Source organism: Saccharopolyspora aridisoli (assembly GCF_004348445.1).
GTDB lineage: Bacteria > Actinomycetota > Actinomycetes > Mycobacteriales > Pseudonocardiaceae > Saccharopolyspora > Saccharopolyspora aridisoli.
Genome location: NZ_SMKV01000007.1, coordinates 154,011 through 173,568, shown reverse-complemented (window position 1 = coordinate 173,568; position 19,558 = coordinate 154,011). Strand labels below are relative to the sequence as shown.

Genomic DNA, 19,558 nt, shown 5'->3' with positions numbered 1-19,558 from the left:
GATCGCGTGAGGCCCGACACCAGCACGCTCGCCGCGGAGTTCGACCGGCACCGGAGCCGCTTGATCGGCCTCGGCTACCGGCTGACCGGACGGCTCGCCGATGCCGAGGACGCGGTGCAGGACGCGTGGCTGCGGCTGACCGACACCGACCACGACGAGATCCGCGACCTGGGTGGTTGGCTGACCACCGTGGTCAGCAGGCTGTGCCTGGACCGGATGCGCTCGGCCGCCGTGCGGCGCGAGAGCTACGTCGGCCCGTGGCTGCCTGAACCGCTGGTGAGCGCCGTGGACTCCGATCCGGGCGACATCGTGGTCGGTCAGGACGACCTGCGGATGGCGGCGATGCGGGTGCTCCACGAGCTTCCGCCGGACCAACGGCTCGCGCTGGTGCTGCACGACGGCTTCGAAGTGCCCTTCGCCGAGATCGCCGAGGTGCTCGGGTGCAGCGTTCCCACCGCGCGCCAACACGCGTCGCGGGCGCGTCGAACGATGGTCGACGCCGCCCCGCCGGAGCGGGTGCCGCTGCCCGAGCAGCAGCGGGCGCTGGAGGACTTCCTGACCGCGGTGGCCGCCAAGGACCTCGCCGCGCTCACCCGGCTGCTGCACCCCTCGGCCACCGTCTACGGCGACAGCGGCGGCAAGGCCCGCACAGCCCGGCGCCCGGTCGTCGGGGCCGACAAGGTGGCGCGGTTCGCCATCGGGCTCATCGACAAGTACGGCGCGGAGCTGCTCGGCGCAGCGCATCCGGTCCTGGTCAACGGCGACCTAGGCGTGCTGATGCCGGGCGACGGCGCTGATGTGGCGCCCCGGGTGTTCGCGCTGGCCGTCCGCGACGGACGGCCAGCGGAGGTGTTCGACATCGTCAACCCTGACAAGCTGACCCGCGTGGAGTTCCGCTGAGGAGTTTCTTGGTTGCTCTGCCCGGGCGGAGCCAGACCGGTGCTGCGAGCTCCGCGCGCCACGCCTCGTGCAGGCCGGCGGTGCCAGCTGGTGCCACACCTGGAACGGCGGCTGCGCCGCACCTTCGACCGCTTCTAGGGCATCGGCACTCGGCAGGCCTCTCCGCTGGTGAAGCCCTGCGCGGTCAGGCCCAGCGCGTGGTTGGTGCGGGTGCGCTGGTTCTCCAAGGCGATCATGTAGGTCAGCTCGACCACCCCCTTGTGGCCGAGGCGCCGGTCGAGTTCGGCGACCTGCTCGTCGGTGACCTGCATGGGCTGCTCGGTCATGGCGTCCGCGTAAGCGATCACCAGCCGTTCCACCGCGGAGTACTTCCCCGAGGTTCGGTAGTCGTCGATCTCCTCGAGGCGGTCGATGTCCAGGCCCTCGTTGCGCTGCAGCATCGTGCCGAAGTCAACGCACCACGAGCAGCCGATCTTCGTGGCCACCCGGTAGACCGCCAGCTCGCGCAGGTTCGCCGGCAGCACCTTGGCCGCTTTCTCCACCGCCATCTCCGACACGCCGGTGGCCATCAGCAGGCCTTGGTGGTGCGCGACCACGGCCAGCGGGTCCAGCACCGCGCCGTAGCGGCGCCGGGAGAACCGGTAGGTGAGCCTGGTCAGCAGGTTGGCTTCGCTGGTGGGCACGCCCGGAATGCGCGGCATGTGCTCGCTCCCTCCTCGCCACCCCGGTTTTCGGGGTTCGTCACCGGAGTGACGAGACAAGTCGCGGAAGCGTGACAGCTCAGCTCGGATCGGTGATGCGGGCCAGGAAGTAGAGCGCGCCGCTGTCGCGGTGGCGCACCAGGAACAGGAACGGGCGGTCCACCTCGACCCGCACCGGCTCGGGTTCCCGCACGATGGCGGTCAGGCGCATCATCATCGCGGTCGCGGCCGCGCCTTCCAGGCCCGCTTCATCGACGTCGAGCACCGATTCGTGCAGCACCTCCGAGACGCGCAGCGACCGGTCGGTCAACGGGGTGAAGTCGGCGGCCGGGGTGAACAGGTCCCGCACGCCCAGCTCGCCGAGCGGATCGGTGAGCTCCGCGCCGCCTGAGACCTTGAAGCGCGGCAGGAACAGCTCGACCTTGCGCTGTTCCAAGGCGCCGAGCAGGCCGGCGAGGCGCTCAGTTGTGAGCTCGCCTTCGGCGGCGGCCAGGTCGCCGTCGGGCAGCAGGACGACCGCTTCCACTCCCCCGGCGGCCGGGAGCCCGATCGCCTGCCAGCCGTCGGTGGCGGCGTGGCCGAGGGTTCGCGCGGCCGTCATCGTGGGCACGTCGCGGTCGCCGTCGGGGGCGTGGAACGGGCGCTGGGTGGTCTTGGTCCTCTCGAACGCCTCGCGCCAGGAGACCTTCAGGTAGAGGGCGTTGACCAGGGCCGCGACGGTCTGCGGGTGGACCGCGCCGGTCGGCAGCAGCTCCGGGACGAGGTCCCGGGTGGTCTCGGCGACGTCGGCGTTGATCAGCTCGCGTGCCGCTTCAGGATCTTCCTGGAACGGGGCGTTGCGCACCGCGCTGCCGGGCCAGTCCTTGAGCGCCAGCCGGTAGGACTCCTCGATCGGCAGGTCCGCGTGCGCCCAGAGGGTGTTGGCGACCGCGAGCACCGGCTGCTCACCCGAAGCCGCGGAGAGCTCCGAGGCCGACCCCAGCAGCTCCAGCAGGTTCGCCGGTTCGTCGCGCAGCGCGGCGACGAGTTCTTCCCTGGTGTTGCCACCGGTCGCGGTGGCTGCGAGCCCGAGGGCGCTGCTCACCGAGTACGGCGACCAGCAGAACGTCTTGGTCGGAGGTGGAGCCAGCTTCTCGTGCAGTGCCAGGGCGAAGTCGAGGTGATCGTTCACGTCCGCAGGGCTCCGTTCCGCGTCGAGGAGACTCGGGCTTGATCCCGAGTCTGCCAGAGCACGGCGCACGGACCCGTCCGCGAGCACTCCCGGCTTCTAGCGGATCTGCCGTACCGCTGTCGGACGGCGCGCGATCGGCGGAGCCGCGAGCTGTGAGCATCACCCTCGCAGCTCGCATGGGGCGGGTTCTGACACGTCTTCTGGTGAGTGCGCCGTGTTGACATGCGTCAGGAGTGGCGCACAGATTCCAGGGGGCGTGTCAGCTCCCGCTACCCGACAGGCCGCTGAGCATAGGTCAGCGGAGGGATTCCTCGATGTCGCTCAGGCCCATGAGGCGGAGCTCCTGGGCGATGTACTCGGCGGCTCGCTGGCCCGCGGGGTCCTGCCAGCGAAGATCTTTGATCCAGTCGGCGAGGTTGTCCGCGTTGACGTACGGCTCGCCTCCGACGACGAGCTTCTGGATGTAGTGCCGATTGCGCATTCGGGGTCTCCTCGCGGCCCGGCGTCGGGGAACGACGGGCCGCCGCCGCTCGGCTCGGGATGCCGCGCGGTACGGGGATCAGGGCACATGCCGCCAGCAGAACCTGCCAGTCGACACTCTGAGTGAGGATTGTCCTGGACAACACGAGATCCATTCACCCCCATTCGGATTAACGTCACAGTTACTTGGCCACGCTGTGCACATGGCGTTCATGCCAGATCACAGCCTGCGCATCCGTCAACGACGCGACCTGGTCCAGTACCACCCGATATCGGGACGAATCGTCCGAAGCTCGTGTCCAAGCATCGTGCATCACCGGATCGAGTGAATCCGGTGCGCTCTCGCTCAGCGCCTCGACGAGCTCGGCCAGCCGCTCCCGCTGCCTGGCCTGCATCCGCCGCCGGTCGCCGTCGTGCAGCACGTAGCGCACCGCCATCGCCTTGAGCACCGTCACCTCGGCGACGGCCTCCTCCGGCAGCACCAGGTCCGCGCGGTAGCGGGTCAGCCCGGGCCCGAAGCGCGCCACCGTGCCACCGACCGCCGCGGCCACGAACCGGCCGACGAGCTCGCTGGTCAGCCGCTTCAACGCGACCTGCGCCGAGAGCGTCCCGTCGTAGTCGAGGACCGCGGCCACCACCGGCCAGCGCACCAGCTCCTCGGCCGCCTGCTCCAGCAGCGCGGTCTCGCCGCTGCGCAGGAACCGCTCGTCCGCCAGCTTCGCGATCTGCGCGCGCTCCTGCGGATCGGTCAGCGCCCGCAACGAGATCCGCCCGGAGATCACCGCGTCCTCGACGTCGTGCACCGAGTAGGCCACGTCATCGGCCCAGTCCATGATCTGCGCCTCCAGGCAGCGCCGGTGATCCGGCGAGCCGTCGCGCAGCCACTCGAAGACCTCCAGGTCGTCGTCGTAGACGCCGAACTTGATCTCACCCGGGCGCTTGCGCCACGGGTACTTCGTCGCAGCGTCCAGGCAGGCGCGGGTCAGGTTCAGGCCGCGCCCGATCTCGCCGGAATCGGTGACCTTCGGCTCCAACCTGGTGAGGATGCGCAACGTCTGCGCGTTGCCCTCGAACCCGCCGTGCCCGGCCGCCAGCTCGTCGAGCGCGCGCTCACCGTTGTGCCCGAAGGGCGGGTGCCCGATGTCGTGGGCGAGACCGGCGGTGTCCACCAGGTCGGGGTCGGCGCCGAGCGCGGTGGCGATGCCCCTCCCGATCTGCGCGACCTCCAGCGAGTGCGTCAACCGGGTTCGCGGGACCTCGGCGCCCTCGTTGGGCCCCATCACCTGCGTCTTGCCGGCCAGCCGGCGCAACGCGGCGGAGTGCAGCACGCGCGCGCGGTCGCGCGCGAACGGGGTGCGGTCGTCCGGGTGCGACGACGCTGCCTCCTTCGGCGCCTCGGGGTGCAGCCGTTGGAGGTCGTTCTCGCCGTACCCGGCCAGTTTCGAGCCCATCGCAGTGAGGCTAAGCCCCGAAGATGACATTTCCACGCCACGAACCCGAAAGCGGAGTCAACACCACTCCTCGATCGGCCCGATGGCCGTGGAGGGATGCGGCGTTGCCGCTGCCTCGGGTGTGGGACTCAGCAAGCACCGCCGCAGAGACTGCTGAGCTCCCACCACCCGCACACCGCCACGCAGAACGACCACGGGTACGACCCTCATCAACCGAGGCCGTCGCCGTTGAGTTCGGCTGGGGCGTGGGTGAGGCGGTAGAAGAGCAGGGCGCCGGTCTCGCGAACGATGTACTTCATCTGGATCTCGCGGGTCTGGACCACCGGGCCCGAGCGGGCCGGTGAGGCCCACGCTTCGAGGCCCATGTCGTTGGCCATGGTCCGAGCCCGCAGCGAGTGCCACGGGTCGCTGACGATCAGCGCGCTGTCCCAGCGGCGCCGCTCCGCCAGGTCCGACACCGCCTGCATGCTGCCGAGGGTGTCGCTGCCGACGTCGACGTCGACGATCTTGTCGCGCGGAACGCCGTTGTCCACCAGCCAGCTCTTGCCGGCCTGGGCCTCGGTGTAGGCGTCACCGGCCTTTCGGCCGCCGACGGTGACGATGTAGTCGGTGAGCCCGTCCTCGTAGAGGCCGAGTGCCTGCTCCAGCCTGGCTTCGAGGATGTCTGACGGCTTGCCGTGGTACTGCGCGGCACCCAGCACCACCACGATGTCCACCGGCTTCCGGTCGTCCGCGCGCGCCACCTGCCACACGCGGACCGCGGTACCGCCGACCACCAGGATCGCCACCAGCAACGCACCGGCCAAGGCGCGCGAGAGGATGCGACCGGTCCGCGACCGGTGGGCGGGATGATGTGCGCTCACCGGGGCATCTTCGCAGATCCACCACCGGCCGCGAGCGGGCCGGGCCCGCTGCGGAACCGGCCTGGTTCTCCGGACTTCCGCATCTGGCTCAGCAGCCGATCAGCCGGGCGCCCAGGTACCCCTCCAGCTCGTCGATGGCCACGCGCTCCTGGCTCATCGTGTCCCGCTCGCGCACCGTCACGGCATGATCGGACAGGGTGTCGAAGTCGACCGTCACGCAGAACGGCGTTCCGATCTCGTCCTGCCGGCGGTAGCGGCGGCCGATCGCACCGGCGTCGTCGAAATCGACGTTCCAGTTGCGCCGCAACGTCGCCGCCACGTCGCGGGCCTTCGGCGAGAGCTCGGCGTTGCGCGACAGCGGCAGCACCGCGGCCTTCACCGGGGCCAGGCGGCGGTCCAGCTTGAGCACGACGCGCTTGTCCACACCGCCCTTGGCGTTGGGCGCCTCGTCCTCGGTGTAGGCGTCGATCAGGAACGCCATCATCGGGCGTCCCACGCCCGCCGCCGGCTCGATCACGTACGGCCGGTACCGGGAGTTGCTGGCCTGGTCGAAGTAGGTCAGGTCGATGCCCGAGTGGTTGGAGTGCGTGGTGAGGTCGAAGTCGGTGCGGTTGGCGATGCCCTCCAGCTCGCCCCACTCCTGACCGCCGAAGCGGAACCGGTACTCGATGTCCACGGTCCGCTTGGCGTAGTGCGACAGCTTCTCCTTCGGGTGCTCGAACTCCCGGAGGTTGTTCGCGTCGATGCCCAGCTCGGTGTACCAGCGCATCCGCTGGTCGATCCAGTACTGGTGCCACTGCTCGTCCTCGCCCGGCTCGACGAAGAACTCCATCTCCATCTGCTCGAACTCGCGGGTGCGGAAGATGAAGTTGCCGGGCGTGATCTCGTTGCGGAAGCTCTTGCCGATCTGGCCGATGCCGAACGGCGGCTTCTTGCGCGCGGTGGTCATCACGTTGGCGAAGTTGATGAAGATGCCCTGCGCGGTCTCGGGCCGCAGGTAGTGCATGCCCTCCTCGGACTCCACCGGACCCAGGAAGGTCTTGAGCATCATGTTGAACTCGCGCGGCTCGGTGAACTGGCCGCGGTTCCCGCAGTTCGGGCACGGGACGTCCGTGAGGTCGTCCTCGGTGACCTCCTTGCCGGTGCGCTCGGAGTACTCCTCGGCGAGCTGATCGGCGCGGAAGCGGCGGTGGCAGGAGGTGCACTCCACCAGCGGGTCGTGGAAGGCGCCGACGTGTCCGGATGCCTCCCACACCTGGCGGGGCAGGATCACAGAGGAGTCCAGGCCGACGACGTCGTCGCGGCCCTGCACCATGTGCTTCCACCACTGGCGCTTGATGTTGTCCTTGAGCTCGACGCCGAGCGGTCCGTAGTCCCAGGCCGACCGGGTACCGCCGTAGATCTCGCCGGACGGGAAGACGAATCCGCGGCGCTTGCAGAGACTGACGATCGTGTCGATCTGGTCGGCGGGCAAGTTCAACTCCGGAAATTTCACTGGAAGCACGTAGAACCAGCAGGTCGAGCTGGAGTTTCCCAGCGTACCGATGGCGCGGGCTCCGGATTCCGGCCGGTCCGTGAGCGCTGCGGGACCGTCCGCTCGCGGCGGGTGACCGCACCCGGCATCGACCGATCGGGGCGATCACCTGCTACCCGTAGGATGGTGCGCGTGGAACGTCATGGCGTGGCCTCCGGCCAGAGCAGCGCTCCGCGTCCGGACCGGCCGGAGGACCACGTCCACTCGCCGGACCGCGACGTGCGGCCGGTGCCGGTGCGCGACCAGCGGGTCCTGCACGACGCGGGTGAGCTGCTGCGCGCGCTGGCCGCGCCGGTGCGCATCGCGATCGTGCTGCAGCTGCGCACGTCGGAGCGCTGCGTGCACGAGCTGGTCGACGCGCTGGGCGTGGCGCAGCCGCTGATCAGCCAGCACCTGCGGGTGCTGAAGTCGGCGGGCGTGGTCTTCGGCGAGCGGCACGGCCGGGAGGTCATGTACCGACTGGTAGACGAGCACTTGGCGCATATCGTGGTGGATGCGGCGACGCACGCCGAGGAGACCGCCCGCGCACGGACGGGCGAAGACGCAGACGACGGCGGACAGGAGACGGAGACAGCGTGACCACCGGCCAGGAGCCCACCGTAGGCGTACCGGGACTGCGCGCCACCAAGCAGCGGGCTGCGGTGTCGCAGTTGCTCGACCACGTCAACGACTTCCGCTCGGCCCAGGAGCTGCACGAGGAGCTGCGGCGACAGGGCGAGGGGATCGGCCTGACGACCGTGTACCGAACGCTGCAGACGCTCGCCGACGCCGGCGAGGTCGATGTGCTGCGCACCGCCTCCGGCGAGGCCGTCTACCGGCGCTGTTCGAGCCACCACCACCATCACCTGCTGTGCCGGCACTGCGGTCGCACCGTCGAGGTCGCCGACCCGCCGGTGGAGAACTGGGCCGAGCGCATCGGCCAGGAACACGGCTTCTCCGACGTCAGCCACACCGTCGAGATCGTCGGCACCTGCCCAGATTGCACTGCCAAGGGTTTCTGAGGACTGGTGGAGCATGCGGCGGAGCCGCATCACCCTCCACCGCCCTGGCAGCTTGCACCACCGCGGGTTCTCCAGCTGTTCCGTCGCAGTGCGTCGGCATGCACGAGGATCGGCGCACGGAGATCAGGGAACCGCTCAGGTTCCGCTACCCGCACGGCCGAGCAGAGCACTCACCACCTCCTAGTACTCGTAGGTGTCCGGCGGGGCTGGGATCTGCTGGAGGGTGTGGAGGTCGACCGTTGGGACGTAGCCGTTGGCCTCGGTGGCCGTGCCTGGGCGCAGCCGACCGGTGATCTCGATCCAGGTGTCGGCCGGGAGCTTCTCGGCCTGCGGACTGGGCAGGTCGATCTTGACCGCGGTGGCGTCGGCCGCGCAGCAGCTGATCCGCATCCTGGCCAGCTGTGTGGTCTCCGGCGTCGGGTGGACGACGAATCCCTGCAAGCGGACTGTTCGGTCGTTGAGCTCGCCGGTGTCGTCCCAGACCACGCGGGTCAGGAACTCCGACATGCTCAGCATCGGCGCCTGGCCGGGTGGCAGCGGGGGGAACCGGGCCTGGCTGGGGGCCGCCGGGGCGCCTGCGGCGCGGTCGCGGGTGACCGAGTCCGAGCCGAGCGCGGGCGGGGCGATCAGGAAGATCGCGAAGACCGGAAGCAGCAGCATCCAGGGACTGCGGGTGCCGTGCTCGTGCTGGTCGGCGACCTGTCCGGCGCGGATGTCGCGGACGATGGCGAATCCGGCGAGCCCGATCATCACCAGTCCGGCGACGATCAGCCACGGCTGCAACGAGGGTTTGACGTAGCGCAGGAAGTCGCCGGTCAACGAGATCTTCAGCAGCGCGCCGCCGAGCAGCACCAGCAGGATGTTCTGGCTCTCCCGCCGCATCACGCACCTCCCAGCAGCGCGGCGCCCACGACGCACGCGCATCCGATCGCGACCAGGAACGTCGCCGGTGCGAAGCGGGCGGCGAAGCGGCGGCCGAAGGCACCGGACTGCAGCGCGATCAGCTTCAGGTCCACCGCCGGACCGACCACCAGGAACACCAGCTTCGGCAGCAGCGGCAGGCCGGGCATGGAGGCGACCACGAACGCGTCGGCCTCGCTGCACAGCGCCAGCACGACGGCCAGCACCGCCATGACCAGCACACCGAGCACGATCTGGCCGCCCAGCGTCTCCAGCCACGCGGCGGGCACCAGCACGTTGAACACCGCCGACGTCAGGCCGCCCAGGACCAGGAAACCGGCGGCCTCCACCAGGTCGTGCCGCGCGGACTCGGCGAACACCGCCCACCTGCTGCCTTCGGCCTGGTGCGCCTCGACGCGGCGCAGCGCGCGCTCGGCCAGCCACTCGGCGCGGCCGAGCTTGGCCCACAGCCAGCCCATCACGCAGGCGGTCAGCAGCGAGCCGAGGAAGCGGGCGGGCACCATCCACGGGTCGGCGGGGAACGCCACCGCCGTGGAGACCAGGACGACCGGGTTCACCGCCGGTGCGGCCAGCAGGAACGCGAGCGCGGCGGCCGGGGCGACGCCCTGCTGCATGAGCCTCCGCGCCACCGGCACCGAGGCGCACTCGCAGCCGGGAAGCGCCACGCCGGCGAGCCCGGCGACCGGTACCGCGGCTCCGGTTCTCACCGGCAGGGCCCGGTGCAGCACGCGCGGTGGCACGAACGCCGCGATCAGGCCGCTGACCAGCACGCCGAACACCAGGAACGGCATCGCCTGCACGCACACGGCGACGAACACTGTCGATCCGGTGCGCAGCGCGGGCACATCCAGGACCGCCGTCAGCTGCGGCTGGAAGATCACGGCTAGGACCAGCAGCCCGCACATCACCTCCAACGAGGTGATCACGGGACGGCGCGTCCGCTGCTGCTCGGCGATCTCGGTCACGGGCGCAATCGTGCCAGTGCCGCGAGGGCACCGTTGCGGGGTCGGGCCCCGGTGTGACGAAACCCCAGTTCACGCCGGGGTTCCGACACACCACGGCATCACCCGCGCGGGTATTACCAGCTCGGGCGCGAAGACGATCTCCGCGAGGTCAGACCGTGCCCTCGGACTCCGCGAGGAGCTCCGAGCGCAGCTGCGACGCCGTGGCGACCACCAGCATCAGCAGGGTGCCCAGCGGCGACGGCTCCATGCCCTCCGCCGGGAACGCGTACCGCAGCGTCACGTCCACGCCCCGCTCGGTGCGCACCACGCCCAGCGTGCCGAACAACCCTTGACCCGCGCGTTCGGCGACCGACTGCGCCAGCTCGTCACCCGCGGGAAGGTCCCACGCGACCACGCAGGTCAGGCTCAGCACGGTCAAGCCCTCGGCCAGCTGCATCGCCTGAACCGCGCACGGCACCTCGGAGTGCCTGAACGTCAGCGCGCCGTCGTCGTCGACGTGCACGTCGTGGTAGTTCTCCAACGCTTCCTTGGCCGCGGTCATCAACCGCGCGGTGGTAGCGGCCTCTTGGGTCATCAAATTAGCCCTCCTGGGCCGACGTGGCTGTCGCCGACCGATCGATTGCACCGCCGAAGCGGCGGTCCCGGCGCGCGTACTGCTCGCACGCCTGCCAGAAGTGCGTGCGATCGACGTCGGGGAACAGCGTGTCCTGGAAGACCATCTCGGCGTAGGCGGACTGCCAGAGCAGGAAGTTCGACGTTCGCTGCTCACCCGACGGCCGGATGAACAGGTCCACGTCCGGCATCTCCGGCTGGTAGGTGTACTTCGCGATCGTGCGCTCGTCCACACGTTCCGGGTTGATCTTCCCGGCGGCCGCCAGTCGCGCGATCTCTCGCGCGGCGTCGCCGACCTCCGCCCGACCACCGTAGTTCACGCACATCGTCAGGTTGAGGACTTCGTTGCCAGCGGTGCGAACCTCAGCCGCCTGCAGGGTGTTGACCACGCTGCGCCACAGCTTCGGCTTGCGCCCCGCCCAGCGCACCCGCACGCCCATCTCGTCGAGCTCGTCGACGCGGCGAGCGATCACGTCCCGGTTGAAGCCCATCAGGAAGCGCACCTCGTCCGGACTGCGCTTCCAGTTCTCCGTGGAGAACGCGTACAGCGAAAGCCACTTCACGCCGAGCTCGATGGCGCCCTTGGCCAGCTCCAGCACCACCGCCTCGCCGCGCTTGTGGCCCTCGACGCGCGGAAGCCCGCGCTCGTTGGCCCAGCGACCGTTGCCGTCCATCACCACCGCGACGTGGTTGGGCACGAACTCCGGCGGCAACGCCGGCGGCTTGGCCCCCGAGGAGTGCGGCTCGGGTGCCCGAACGGTCGGGTCGTCCTTGCCTCGCCCACGGCGTCGCAACATATCCAGGTTCTCCTTCGGCGTGCTCGGCGTGCTCGACCATTGTCCCCGCCGAGCTCGATCACCAGTCCAGCGGCCGTCCGCTCTCCCCGTCCGCGGCTCCGACCAGCGCCGCTTCCGAAGCGCGTTCGCGGATCAGCTCGGGCACGGTCCGCTCCACCAACGGCAACGACCGCAACTGCCGCTCCATGTACCACTGCAGGTGCGCGGCGACCAAACCGCTGGCCTCCCGGCGAACCGGGCCGGTGGCGGTCTCGGCGGTGTCCCAGTCACCGCGCAGCAGCGCCTCCATCAGCGGCAAGGTCAGCGCCGAAGGCCGAACCGAACCGGCGGGCCTGCACGTCGCGCACACCGCGCCACCGGCCTGCACGTTGAACGCGGCGTGCGGACCGCCCTGGCCGCAGCGGGCGCACTCGGTCAGCGCTGGAGACCAGCCGGCGAAGGACATCGCGCGCAGCAGGAACGCGTCGAGCACCTGCGAGGAATCGCGGTCCCGCCCGGACAGGGCGCGCAGCGCCCCGACGGCCAGCAGGTACAGGCGCAGCACCGGCTCGCCCTCCTCGGCGGCCAGCCGGTCGACGGTCTCCAGCACCGCGCAGGCCGCGGTGTAGCGCTGGTAGTCCTCGACGATCTGCACGCCGAAGGCGTCGACGGTCTGCACCTGGGTGATGACGTCGAGCGTGCGACCGGTGTAGAGCTGCACGTCGACGTGGCAGAACGGCTCGACCCTGGCACCGAAGCGGGAGGTCGTCCGGCGCACGCCCTTGGCGACCGCGCGCACCTTGCCGTATCGACGGGTCAGCAGCGTGATGATCCGATCCGCCTCACCCAGCTTCTGCACCCGCAGCACGACCGCGGTATCCCGGTAGAGGCTCACCGGTCCATTTTCGCACTTCGAGGTGGCGAGCAGGCGAGTTGTCCCTAGAGGCGCAGCGCGGGGACGGCGTTGCGGACCACGACCCAGGCCACGACCACCGCCAGCAGGACCTGCGGTGACCAGCGCCAACGGGTCCACGTCGGCAGGCGGCGGCCGAGACGACCGGCGACCCACGCCGTCCAGGACCAGGCCAGCACCGGCAGGAGCAGCACGGCGAGTGCGTTGAACTGCAGGGCTGCGGGGAAGTCGCCGTGCAGGATGCTGAACAGCATCCGGGTGCCACCGCAGCCCGGGCAGTCGAAGCCGGTGAGGAGCTTGATCGGGCACGGCGGCAGCGGGAAACCGGCGTCCGAGGTGGGTCCGGCGGCCAGCACGAGCGCGGCGCCAGCGCAGCCTGCCAGCACCGTCGCGCCGGGCAAGCGCATCCGGTGGAGGAACGTCGATGCCGGTGCGGGTCGTCCCGCACCGGCATCGACGTCAATCAAGGGTCACCACTGCTGCGGCAGGCCGTAGCCCGGCTGCGGGGGCTGGCCGTAGCCAGGTGCCTGCGGGGCCTGCTGCCCCTCCGGGACGACGACCACGACGGTCTTGACGATCTTGTCGGCCCAGGTCTGCTTCTTCTCGTCCCACAGCGGGGAGAGCCAGCCGATGGGCAGACCGCAGATCGCCGAGTCCACGACGTGGCAGATCTGGCGCAGGAAGGCGTTGCCGAAGCCGATCGGCTGACCGGTGGCCTCGCCGACCGTCTTGATCTTGGCGACCTTCTGGCCGATCGTCTGACCGGTCGTCCCGCGCCGGTAGCAGGTGTTCCAGATGGTGAACACCAGCAGACCCAGGTAGAGCAGGCCCACGACGATCCCGACGATGATGAACGCCGTCATCGCCGCGTCCTCGTCGCCACCGCTGGCGACAGCGCCGACGACGAGACCGGAGATCATGTAGAGCAGGAAGAACACGGCTCCGGGAATCGCGCCGTCGATCAGGTAACCCAGCACTCGGGTGCCCCACTCGGCGAGCTGACCCGCCGGGTGCGCACCCGGCGCGCCGTACGGCTGTGGCGGGTACTGCTGCGGGTAGCCCTGCTGCGGCGGGTAAGGCTGCTGCGGCTGGGGACCCGACGGCGGACCGAAGGGCTGCTGCGGCTGCGGGCCCGAGGGCGGGCCGCCGTAGGGCTGCTGCGGACCGGGCGGCGGGCCGCCGTAGGGGTAGTTCACGACAGAAGTCTCTTTTCCAGGTTTTTCGGAGTTTCCGGCCCGCTGCGAGGCCGATCGGAAACGTAGCTCAGACGCGCGTGCGTCGTGGGCGGTTCCGACAAAACCAGTCGAGAGAAGTGATCAGAACCCCAGTCTGCGGAGCTGCTTGGGGTCGCGCTGCCAGTCCTTGGCGATCTTGACGTGCAGATCGAGGTAGATCTTGCTGCCCAGCAGCGCCTGGATCTGCCTGCGGGCCTGGGAGCCGACCGTGCGCAACCGCTCTCCGCCGCGGCCGATGACGATGGCCTTCTGGCTGGAGCGCTCGACGTAGATCAGCGCGTGCACGTCGATCAGGTCGTCGCGGCCCTCGCGCGGGTTCATCTCCTCGACGGTGACCGCCAGCGAGTGCGGCAGCTCGTCGCGCACGCCCTCCAGCGCGGCTTCGCGGATCAGCTCGGCGATCAGCGTCGTCTCCGGCTCGTCGGTCAGCTCGCCGTCCGGGTACAGCTGCGGGCCTTCCGGCATCTGCGAGACCAGCACGTCGGAGAGTTCGTCGACCTGGAAGGAGTCCTTCGCCGACACCGGGATGAGCTCGGCGAAGTCCATCACCTCCTGCAGCGCCAGCAGCTGCTCGGCGACCTGCTGCTTGGGCACCAGGTCGGTCTTGGTGACGACCCCGACGACGGGGGTGCGGCGGGAGACCTTCTTGAGCTGCTCGGCGATGAAGCGGTCGCCGGGACCGACCTTCTCGTCGGCGGGCACGCAGAACCCGACGACGTCCACTTCGGACCAAGTCTCGTAGACGAGGTCGTTGAGCCTGCGGCCGAGCAGGGTGCGCGGGCGGTGCAGACCGGGGGTGTCGACGATGATCAGCTGGGCGTCGGGGCGGTGCACGATGCCGCGGATCGCGTGCCGCGTCGTCTGGGGCTTGCTGGAGGTGATCGCCACCTTCGTTCCGACGAGGCGATTCGTGAGCGTCGACTTGCCGGCGTTGGGCCGACCGACGAAGCAGGCGAATCCGGAACGGTGGGCATCTTCGGAGGTCACCGCTCCATTGTGACGGTGCTCCGTCCCCACCTGCTCACCACCCACCGCACGACCCGGTCCACCACCCCGCAACACGGGTGACCGGATTCCAGTGGAAATCCGAGACCGGATTCCAGTGGAAATCCGAGACCGGACTTCAGTGGAACTCCGAGACCGGACTCCAGTGGGAACCGGGACCCGGAGTTCCACTGGGATCGCCGGCCCCGATCCCCACTGGGATCGGGTCAGTCGGCGATGAGGGCCTGGGCTTCGCCCTTGGCGTTCGCTCGGAAGATGGGGGTGTTCTCGGTGAGGTCGTGGGCGGCTGCGACCGAGGCGTGGTCGAGGGTGTCCGCGTCGGTGACGACCGCGGCGGCCTCGAGGCCTTCGGCGCCGCTGGAGACCGCTGCGGCCACAGCGGCCTGCAGCGCCGTGAGCTTCAGGGACGACAGGTCCACCGTGGTGGCCGCATAGGTGCGGCCGTCGGTGTCGCGGACCGCCGCGCCTTCGGCGGCGCCGTTGCGGGCGCGGGAGGAACGCGCGAGCGTGACGATCTTGGCGTCCTCCGGGTCGAGCTCCTGCGGTGCCGCCTTCTCGACGTGCTCAGCCACGGCTGTTGCTTCCCTCCTGGTCGGCACCGCGCAGCGGTGCTTGATCGGTGTTCACCCGGTGGACCAGCAGCGCGTTGATGCGGATCCGGCCCCGGTGGTCCTTGCCGCCCTCGGCGCGCAGCCGAAGACCGGCGATCTCGGTCTCGGCACCCGGCAACGGCACCCGGCCCAGCCGTTGCGCCAGCAGACCGCCCACGGTCTCCACGTCGGAGTCGTCGAGGTCGACGTCGAACAGCTCGCCCAGGTCCTCGACGGGGAGCCGAGAGCTCACCCGGACGGTGCCGTCCTCCAGGTGCTCGACCGGGCGGTGCTCCTCCCGGTCGGACTCGTCGGTGATCTCGCCGACGATCTCCTCCACGATGTCCTCGATGGTCAGCAGTCCGGCGGTGCCGCCGTACTCGTCGACCGCGATGGCGAGGTGACCGCGCGAGATCTGCATCTCGTGCAGCAGCTCGTCGAGCCGCTTGGTGTCGGGCACGAACGTCGCGGGCCGCATCAACCCACCCACCGCGGGCCCTGCGGCGTCGGTGGTCTCCAGCACGATGCGGGTGAGGTCCTTGAGCGTGACCAGGCCGACGATGTCGTCGACGCTGTCGCCGATCACCGGGATCCGGGAGAAACCCGAGCGCAGGCACAGCGCGAGCGCCTGGCGAGCGGACTTGGTCTGCTCAATCCAGATGATCTCCGTGCGCGGCACCATCACCTCGCGCGCGAGGGTGTCGCCGAGCTCGAAGACCGAGTGGATCATCTCCCGCTCGCCGGCGGCCACCACGCCGCGCTCCCCTGCCAGGTCGACCAGCTCGCGCAGCTCCACCTCGGTGGAGAACGGTCCCTCGCGGAAACCCTTGCCAGGCGTGATCATGTTGCCGATCAGGATCAGCAGCCGGGTCAGCGGGTTGAGCACTCGGGCCAGCACGCGGACCGGCACCGCGATCTTCAGGCCGATGCCGTACGGGTGCTGCCTGCCGATCGTGCGCGGACCGACGCCGACCAGCACGTACGAGGCGACCAGCATGATCAGCACCGCGACGACCAGCGCCCAGGCCTCCGACTCCGCGACGCGCAGCGCCACCACCGTGACCAGCACGGTCGCACCCATCTCGCAGGCGACTCGGAGCAGGAGCAGCAGGTTGACGTGCCTGGGCCGGTCGCCGAGCAGCAGGACGAGCTGCTTGGCGCCGGTGCGGCCCTGCCGGGCCAGGTCTTCCGCGCGCGCGTGGGAGGCCACGGTGATGGCCGCCTCGGAGGCGGCGAACACCCCGGCCGCGAGCACCAGCAGCACCGCGAGCACCAAGAACGCGGTGGAACCGGCCAACTCCACTCCCCTAGTTCACCGGAGCCGGACCTGCGCCCGGCTCGTCGTCCAGACCGACCGCGCCCAGGACCTTGTCGTCCGCGCTGCGCTGTGCCTGCGCCCGCTCGGCCTCGTCACGCGCCTCGCGGTACTCGGCCAGGATGCGGTTCTGCAGCGCGAACATCTCGCGCTCCTCCTCCGGCTCGGCGTGGTCGTAGCCGAGCAGGTGCAGGACGCCGTGCACGGTCAGCAGGTGCAGCTCGTCGAGCGTGCTGTGACCGGCCTTCTTCGCCTGGTCCTTGGCGAAGGCGGGGCACAGCACGATGTCGCCGAGCAGCGCCGGGCCGGAACCGGCCGAGTCGGGGCGACGGGCCGAGTCGTACTCGTCCATCGGGAAGGACATCACGTCGGTGGGACCGGGCAGGTCCATCCACCGCTCGTGCAGGTCGGCCATCACGTCGAGGTCCACCAGCACTATGGACAGCTCGGCGAGCTGGCTGACGCTCATCTTGTCGAGCGCGAAGCGAGCCACCGAGACGATCGTCTCCTCGGGTACCGCGACGCCGGATTCGTTGGCGATCTCGATGGTCATGCTCGTCCTCGTCGCTGGCCGTTGCGCCGTTCGTCGTGCTGGTCGGCGTCGTTGATCGCGTGCCAGCGGTCGTAGGCGTTGACGATGTCGGTGACCAGCCGGTGCCGCACCACGTCGTGGCTGTCCAGCTGGGAGAAGTGCACGTCGTCGACGTCGTCCAGGATGTTCTGCACCATCTTCAGGCCGCTGCGCTGGCCCCCGGGCAGGTCGATCTGGGTGACGTCGCCGGTGACCACGATCTTGGAGCCGAAGCCCAAGCGCGTCAGGAACATCTTCATCTGCTCGGGCGTGGTGTTCTGCGCCTCGTCCAGGATGATGAAGGAATCGTTGAGCGTACGTCCGCGCATGAAGGCCAGCGGGGCGATCTCGATCGTCCCCGCCTGGGTCAGGCGCGGCACGGATTCCGGATCGACCATGTCGTGCAGCGCGTCGTACAGCGGCCGCAGGTAGGGGTCGATCTTCTCGTAGAGGGTGCCGGGCAGGAAGCCCAGCCGTTCACCGGCCTCGATGGCCGGACGGGTCAGGATGATCCGGTTGACCCGCTTTGCCTGCAGCGCCTGGACCGCCTTGGCCATGGCCAGGTAGGTCTTGCCGGTACCGGCGGGGCCGATGCCGAACACCACGGTGTGGTGGTCGATGGCGTCGACGTAGCGCTTCTGGTTCAGCGTCTTGGGGCGGATGGTCCGGCCGCGCCGCGACACGATGTCCAAGCTGAGCACCTCGGCCGGCGACTCGCTGTGGTCGGCCGAGAGCATCCCCACGCTGCGGCGGACGATGTCGGGGTTGAGCTGGCTGCCCTTGCCGATGAGGGCGATGAGCTCGGCGAACACCCGTTCCGCGAACGCGACCTCCGCAGGCTCCCCGGAGAGAGTCGCCTCGTTGCCCCGGACATGGACGTCGGCGGTGAGCAGGTCCTCGACGACCCGCAGGTTCTCGTCCCGGCTACCCACCAGCGTCAGCACGACGTCGTCGGGGATGTTCACCTTGGACTGAGCCGTTGCGGTCTGCGGCTGCTCTCCGGACTGGGCGGCGGCGCCACCCGCTGCGATACCGGCCACGTAGTTCGGGCCTACCTTCTGCGCGTTGCGCGCGGGTCGTTCGGTCAGTTCTCCATGGCACCGATGGTAGTCCAAGGGAGCAACCGAGTTGCCGACCTGCTCCCCCGGAACGCGCCGGTCAACCCTTGAGCGGACCGCCGGTCATGCCACCGAGCCATTCCCCGCCGAGCAGGTGCAGGTGCACGTGGAAGATGGTCTGGCCCGCGTCGGCGTTGGTGTTGAACAACAACCGGTAACCGTGCTCGGAGATTCCCTCCGCCTCGGCGATCTCGTGCGCGGTGGTGATCAGCTCACCCAGCAGCGCCGGATCGGCGGCGGCCAGTTCCGCGGCGTTGCGGTACCGCTTCTTCGGGATGACCAGCACGTGCGTCGGTGCCTGCGGGTTGATGTCGCGGATCGCGATGACCCGCTCGTCCTCCCGCACGATGTCGGCCGGTATCTCCCGCGCGATGATGCGCAGGAACAGCTCCGTCTCCTCGCTCATGCCCCGAAGGCTAGCCGAAGTCGATGTTCGAGCCGCGGGCGGAAGTGACACGTCACGCCGTCCTCGAGGTGCTGCGCCGCAACCGGGGCTGGGGGGAGTGCTCCACTTGCGGCGCAGCTCTCGCCGGACCAAGGGGGGAGGTGTCCGGCGAGTGCGGAGAACCCGATGTCCGTGCGACAACGGTGACGACGGTGCCCGTCGCACTCTCGCAGCCACCGAGCGTATCCCCGCGTCAACCGATCGCGCTACACGAACGGCGAAGTTCTCGATCTTCGTCACCCGGGGTGTCAGGACCAGCGGGTGGTCACAGCACCCAGCGCGCCCAGCGCCACGGCTGCGGCGGTCGAAGCCCGCAGAACCGTGTGTCCCAGGCGGGTGACCTGCGCACCGGTGTCGCCCAAGGCGGTGAGCTCGTCGTCGGTGATGCCGCCCTCCGGACCCACCACCAGCAGGACCTCACCCGAGACCGGCAGGTCTGCGCAGGTCAGCGGGCCGGTCGCCGACTCGTGCAGGACGAGCGCGGCGTCGGCCTCGGCGACGAGCGCGGCGAGCTGCTTGGTGCTGACCGGCTCGGTGACCTCGGGCGTCCAGGCCCGGCGGGCTTGCTTGGCCGCAGCCGCTGCGGTGCTGCGCCAGCGGGCCAGGGCTTTGGCGCCGCGCGGGCCGTCGTCCCACTTGGCCACGCACCGGGACGCGCGCCACGGCACGACCGCGTCTACCCCGGCCTCGGTGGCCAGTTCGACGGCGAGCTCGCCTCGATCGCCCTTGACCAGCGCCTGGACCACCCGGACGCGCAGCTCCGGCTGCGGCTCGTGCCAGGTCTCCGACACCGCCAACCGCAGCGAATCGCGTTCGGCGGCTTCCACGACGCATCGCGCCATGCCGCCTTGCGCGTCGGAGAGCAGCAGCTCTTCGCCGACGCGCAAACGTCGCACGGCGGCGGCGTGCTTGCCCTCGGGACCGTCCAGCGTGGTGGATCCGACCGCGGGCAGCCGCTCCACCGAGAAGACCGGCAGCGACACGGGTTACC

At 70.0% G+C, this 19,558-nt stretch carries 23 protein-coding genes; 3 read left to right on the top strand and 20 right to left on the bottom strand.

Annotated elements, in window-relative coordinates; translation table 11 throughout:
- Window positions 1-6 precede the first annotated feature (6 nt).
- Window positions 7-900, top strand: coding sequence for a sigma-70 family RNA polymerase sigma factor (locus tag E1161_RS08055; RefSeq protein ID WP_132621169.1), 894 nt, complete (start codon window positions 7-9; stop codon window positions 898-900).
- Between the two features lie 134 nt (window positions 901-1,034).
- On the opposite strand, the gene E1161_RS08050 is transcribed toward E1161_RS08055, so the two are convergent.
- The 6 genes from E1161_RS08050 to E1161_RS08025 form a co-directional block, all read right to left on the bottom strand.
- Window positions 1,035-1,601: a carboxymuconolactone decarboxylase family protein gene (locus E1161_RS08050; protein WP_132621167.1), complete on the bottom strand. Its 567-nt coding sequence runs from the start codon at window positions 1,599-1,601 to the stop codon at window positions 1,035-1,037.
- Window positions 1,602-1,680: 79 nt separating this feature from the next.
- Window positions 1,681-2,772, bottom strand: a complete 1,092-nt coding sequence (locus tag E1161_RS08045; protein ID WP_132621165.1) for a serpin family protein — start codon at window positions 2,770-2,772, stop codon at window positions 1,681-1,683.
- Between the two features lie 295 nt (window positions 2,773-3,067).
- Window positions 3,068-3,253, bottom strand: a complete 186-nt coding sequence (locus E1161_RS08040) for a hypothetical protein (protein ID WP_093420954.1) — start codon at window positions 3,251-3,253, stop codon at window positions 3,068-3,070.
- 181 nt (window positions 3,254-3,434) lie between these two features.
- Window positions 3,435-4,703 (bottom strand): deoxyguanosinetriphosphate triphosphohydrolase, encoded by a 1,269-nt coding sequence (locus tag E1161_RS08035; RefSeq protein ID WP_132621163.1) that lies wholly within the window; start codon window positions 4,701-4,703, stop codon window positions 3,435-3,437.
- Between the two features lie 209 nt (window positions 4,704-4,912).
- Window positions 4,913-5,566, bottom strand: coding sequence for a YdcF family protein (locus E1161_RS08030; RefSeq protein ID WP_235874869.1), 654 nt, complete (start codon window positions 5,564-5,566; stop codon window positions 4,913-4,915).
- A gap of 88 nt (window positions 5,567-5,654) precedes the next feature.
- Window positions 5,655-7,040 (bottom strand): glycine--tRNA ligase, encoded by a 1,386-nt coding sequence (locus E1161_RS08025; RefSeq protein WP_132621255.1) that lies wholly within the window; start codon window positions 7,038-7,040, stop codon window positions 5,655-5,657.
- A gap of 279 nt (window positions 7,041-7,319) precedes the next feature.
- Between E1161_RS08025 and E1161_RS08020 the strand changes: the two genes are divergently transcribed.
- The gene (locus E1161_RS08020; RefSeq protein ID WP_235874877.1) at window positions 7,320-7,679 is read left to right on the top strand and encodes an ArsR/SmtB family transcription factor; all 360 of its coding nucleotides are present in this window, start codon (window positions 7,320-7,322) and stop codon (window positions 7,677-7,679) included.
- On the top strand, window positions 7,676-8,101 hold the full coding sequence (locus E1161_RS08015) for a Fur family transcriptional regulator (protein WP_132621159.1): 426 nt from the start codon (window positions 7,676-7,678) through the stop codon (window positions 8,099-8,101). The genes E1161_RS08020 and E1161_RS08015 overlap by 4 nt, the downstream gene beginning before the upstream one ends.
- A 180-nt stretch (window positions 8,102-8,281) precedes the next feature.
- Here the strand turns inward: E1161_RS08015 and E1161_RS08010 are convergent, their stop codons facing one another.
- The 14 genes from E1161_RS08010 to E1161_RS07945 all read right to left on the bottom strand — a co-directional run bounded on the left by E1161_RS08010 (window position 8,282) and on the right by E1161_RS07945 (window position 19,550).
- The gene (locus E1161_RS08010) at window positions 8,282-8,983 is read right to left on the bottom strand and encodes a TIGR03943 family putative permease subunit (RefSeq protein ID WP_132621157.1); all 702 of its coding nucleotides are present in this window, start codon (window positions 8,981-8,983) and stop codon (window positions 8,282-8,284) included.
- Window positions 8,983-9,927 carry a permease gene (locus tag E1161_RS08005; protein ID WP_132621253.1) on the bottom strand — a complete coding sequence of 315 codons (945 nt, stop codon included), beginning with the start codon at window positions 9,925-9,927 and terminating at the stop codon, window positions 8,983-8,985. Before E1161_RS08005 ends, E1161_RS08010 begins: the two co-directional genes overlap by 1 nt.
- 208 nt (window positions 9,928-10,135) lie before the next feature.
- On the bottom strand, window positions 10,136-10,561 hold the full coding sequence (locus E1161_RS08000) for a hypothetical protein (RefSeq protein WP_132621155.1): 426 nt from the start codon (window positions 10,559-10,561) through the stop codon (window positions 10,136-10,138).
- A 4-nt stretch (window positions 10,562-10,565) separates the two neighbouring features.
- On the bottom strand, window positions 10,566-11,396 hold the full coding sequence (locus E1161_RS07995; protein ID WP_132621153.1) for an isoprenyl transferase: 831 nt from the start codon (window positions 11,394-11,396) through the stop codon (window positions 10,566-10,568).
- Window positions 11,397-11,454: 58 nt separating this feature from the next.
- The gene (gene recO, locus E1161_RS07990; protein WP_132621151.1) at window positions 11,455-12,270 is read right to left on the bottom strand and encodes a DNA repair protein RecO; all 816 of its coding nucleotides are present in this window, start codon (window positions 12,268-12,270) and stop codon (window positions 11,455-11,457) included.
- Window positions 12,271-12,314: 44 nt separating this feature from the next.
- Complete coding sequence (locus E1161_RS07985; RefSeq protein WP_235874868.1) at window positions 12,315-12,755, bottom strand: DUF2752 domain-containing protein; 441 nt, start codon at window positions 12,753-12,755, stop codon at window positions 12,315-12,317.
- Between the two features lie 3 nt (window positions 12,756-12,758).
- Window positions 12,759-13,484: an RDD family protein gene (locus E1161_RS07980; protein ID WP_132621149.1), complete on the bottom strand. Its 726-nt coding sequence runs from the start codon at window positions 13,482-13,484 to the stop codon at window positions 12,759-12,761.
- Between the two features lie 120 nt (window positions 13,485-13,604).
- Window positions 13,605-14,510 carry a GTPase Era gene (gene era / locus E1161_RS07975; protein WP_132621147.1) on the bottom strand — a complete coding sequence of 302 codons (906 nt, stop codon included), beginning with the start codon at window positions 14,508-14,510 and terminating at the stop codon, window positions 13,605-13,607.
- A gap of 224 nt (window positions 14,511-14,734) precedes the next feature.
- Window positions 14,735-15,100, bottom strand: a complete 366-nt coding sequence (locus tag E1161_RS07970; protein WP_132621145.1) for a cytidine deaminase — start codon at window positions 15,098-15,100, stop codon at window positions 14,735-14,737.
- Window positions 15,093-16,415: a hemolysin family protein gene (locus E1161_RS07965; RefSeq protein ID WP_132621143.1), complete on the bottom strand. Its 1,323-nt coding sequence runs from the start codon at window positions 16,413-16,415 to the stop codon at window positions 15,093-15,095. The genes E1161_RS07970 and E1161_RS07965 overlap by 8 nt, the downstream gene beginning before the upstream one ends.
- A gap of 10 nt (window positions 16,416-16,425) precedes the next feature.
- The gene (gene ybeY / locus E1161_RS07960) at window positions 16,426-16,986 is read right to left on the bottom strand and encodes an rRNA maturation RNase YbeY (RefSeq protein ID WP_132621141.1); all 561 of its coding nucleotides are present in this window, start codon (window positions 16,984-16,986) and stop codon (window positions 16,426-16,428) included.
- Window positions 16,983-18,044: a PhoH family protein gene (locus tag E1161_RS07955; RefSeq protein ID WP_132621249.1), complete on the bottom strand. Its 1,062-nt coding sequence runs from the start codon at window positions 18,042-18,044 to the stop codon at window positions 16,983-16,985. The genes ybeY and E1161_RS07955 overlap by 4 nt, the downstream gene beginning before the upstream one ends.
- A 118-nt stretch (window positions 18,045-18,162) precedes the next feature.
- Window positions 18,163-18,528 (bottom strand): histidine triad nucleotide-binding protein, encoded by a 366-nt coding sequence (locus E1161_RS07950; RefSeq protein WP_132621139.1) that lies wholly within the window; start codon window positions 18,526-18,528, stop codon window positions 18,163-18,165.
- A gap of 287 nt (window positions 18,529-18,815) precedes the next feature.
- On the bottom strand, window positions 18,816-19,550 hold the full coding sequence (locus tag E1161_RS07945; protein ID WP_132621137.1) for a 16S rRNA (uracil(1498)-N(3))-methyltransferase: 735 nt from the start codon (window positions 19,548-19,550) through the stop codon (window positions 18,816-18,818).
- Window positions 19,551-19,558 lie beyond the last annotated feature (8 nt).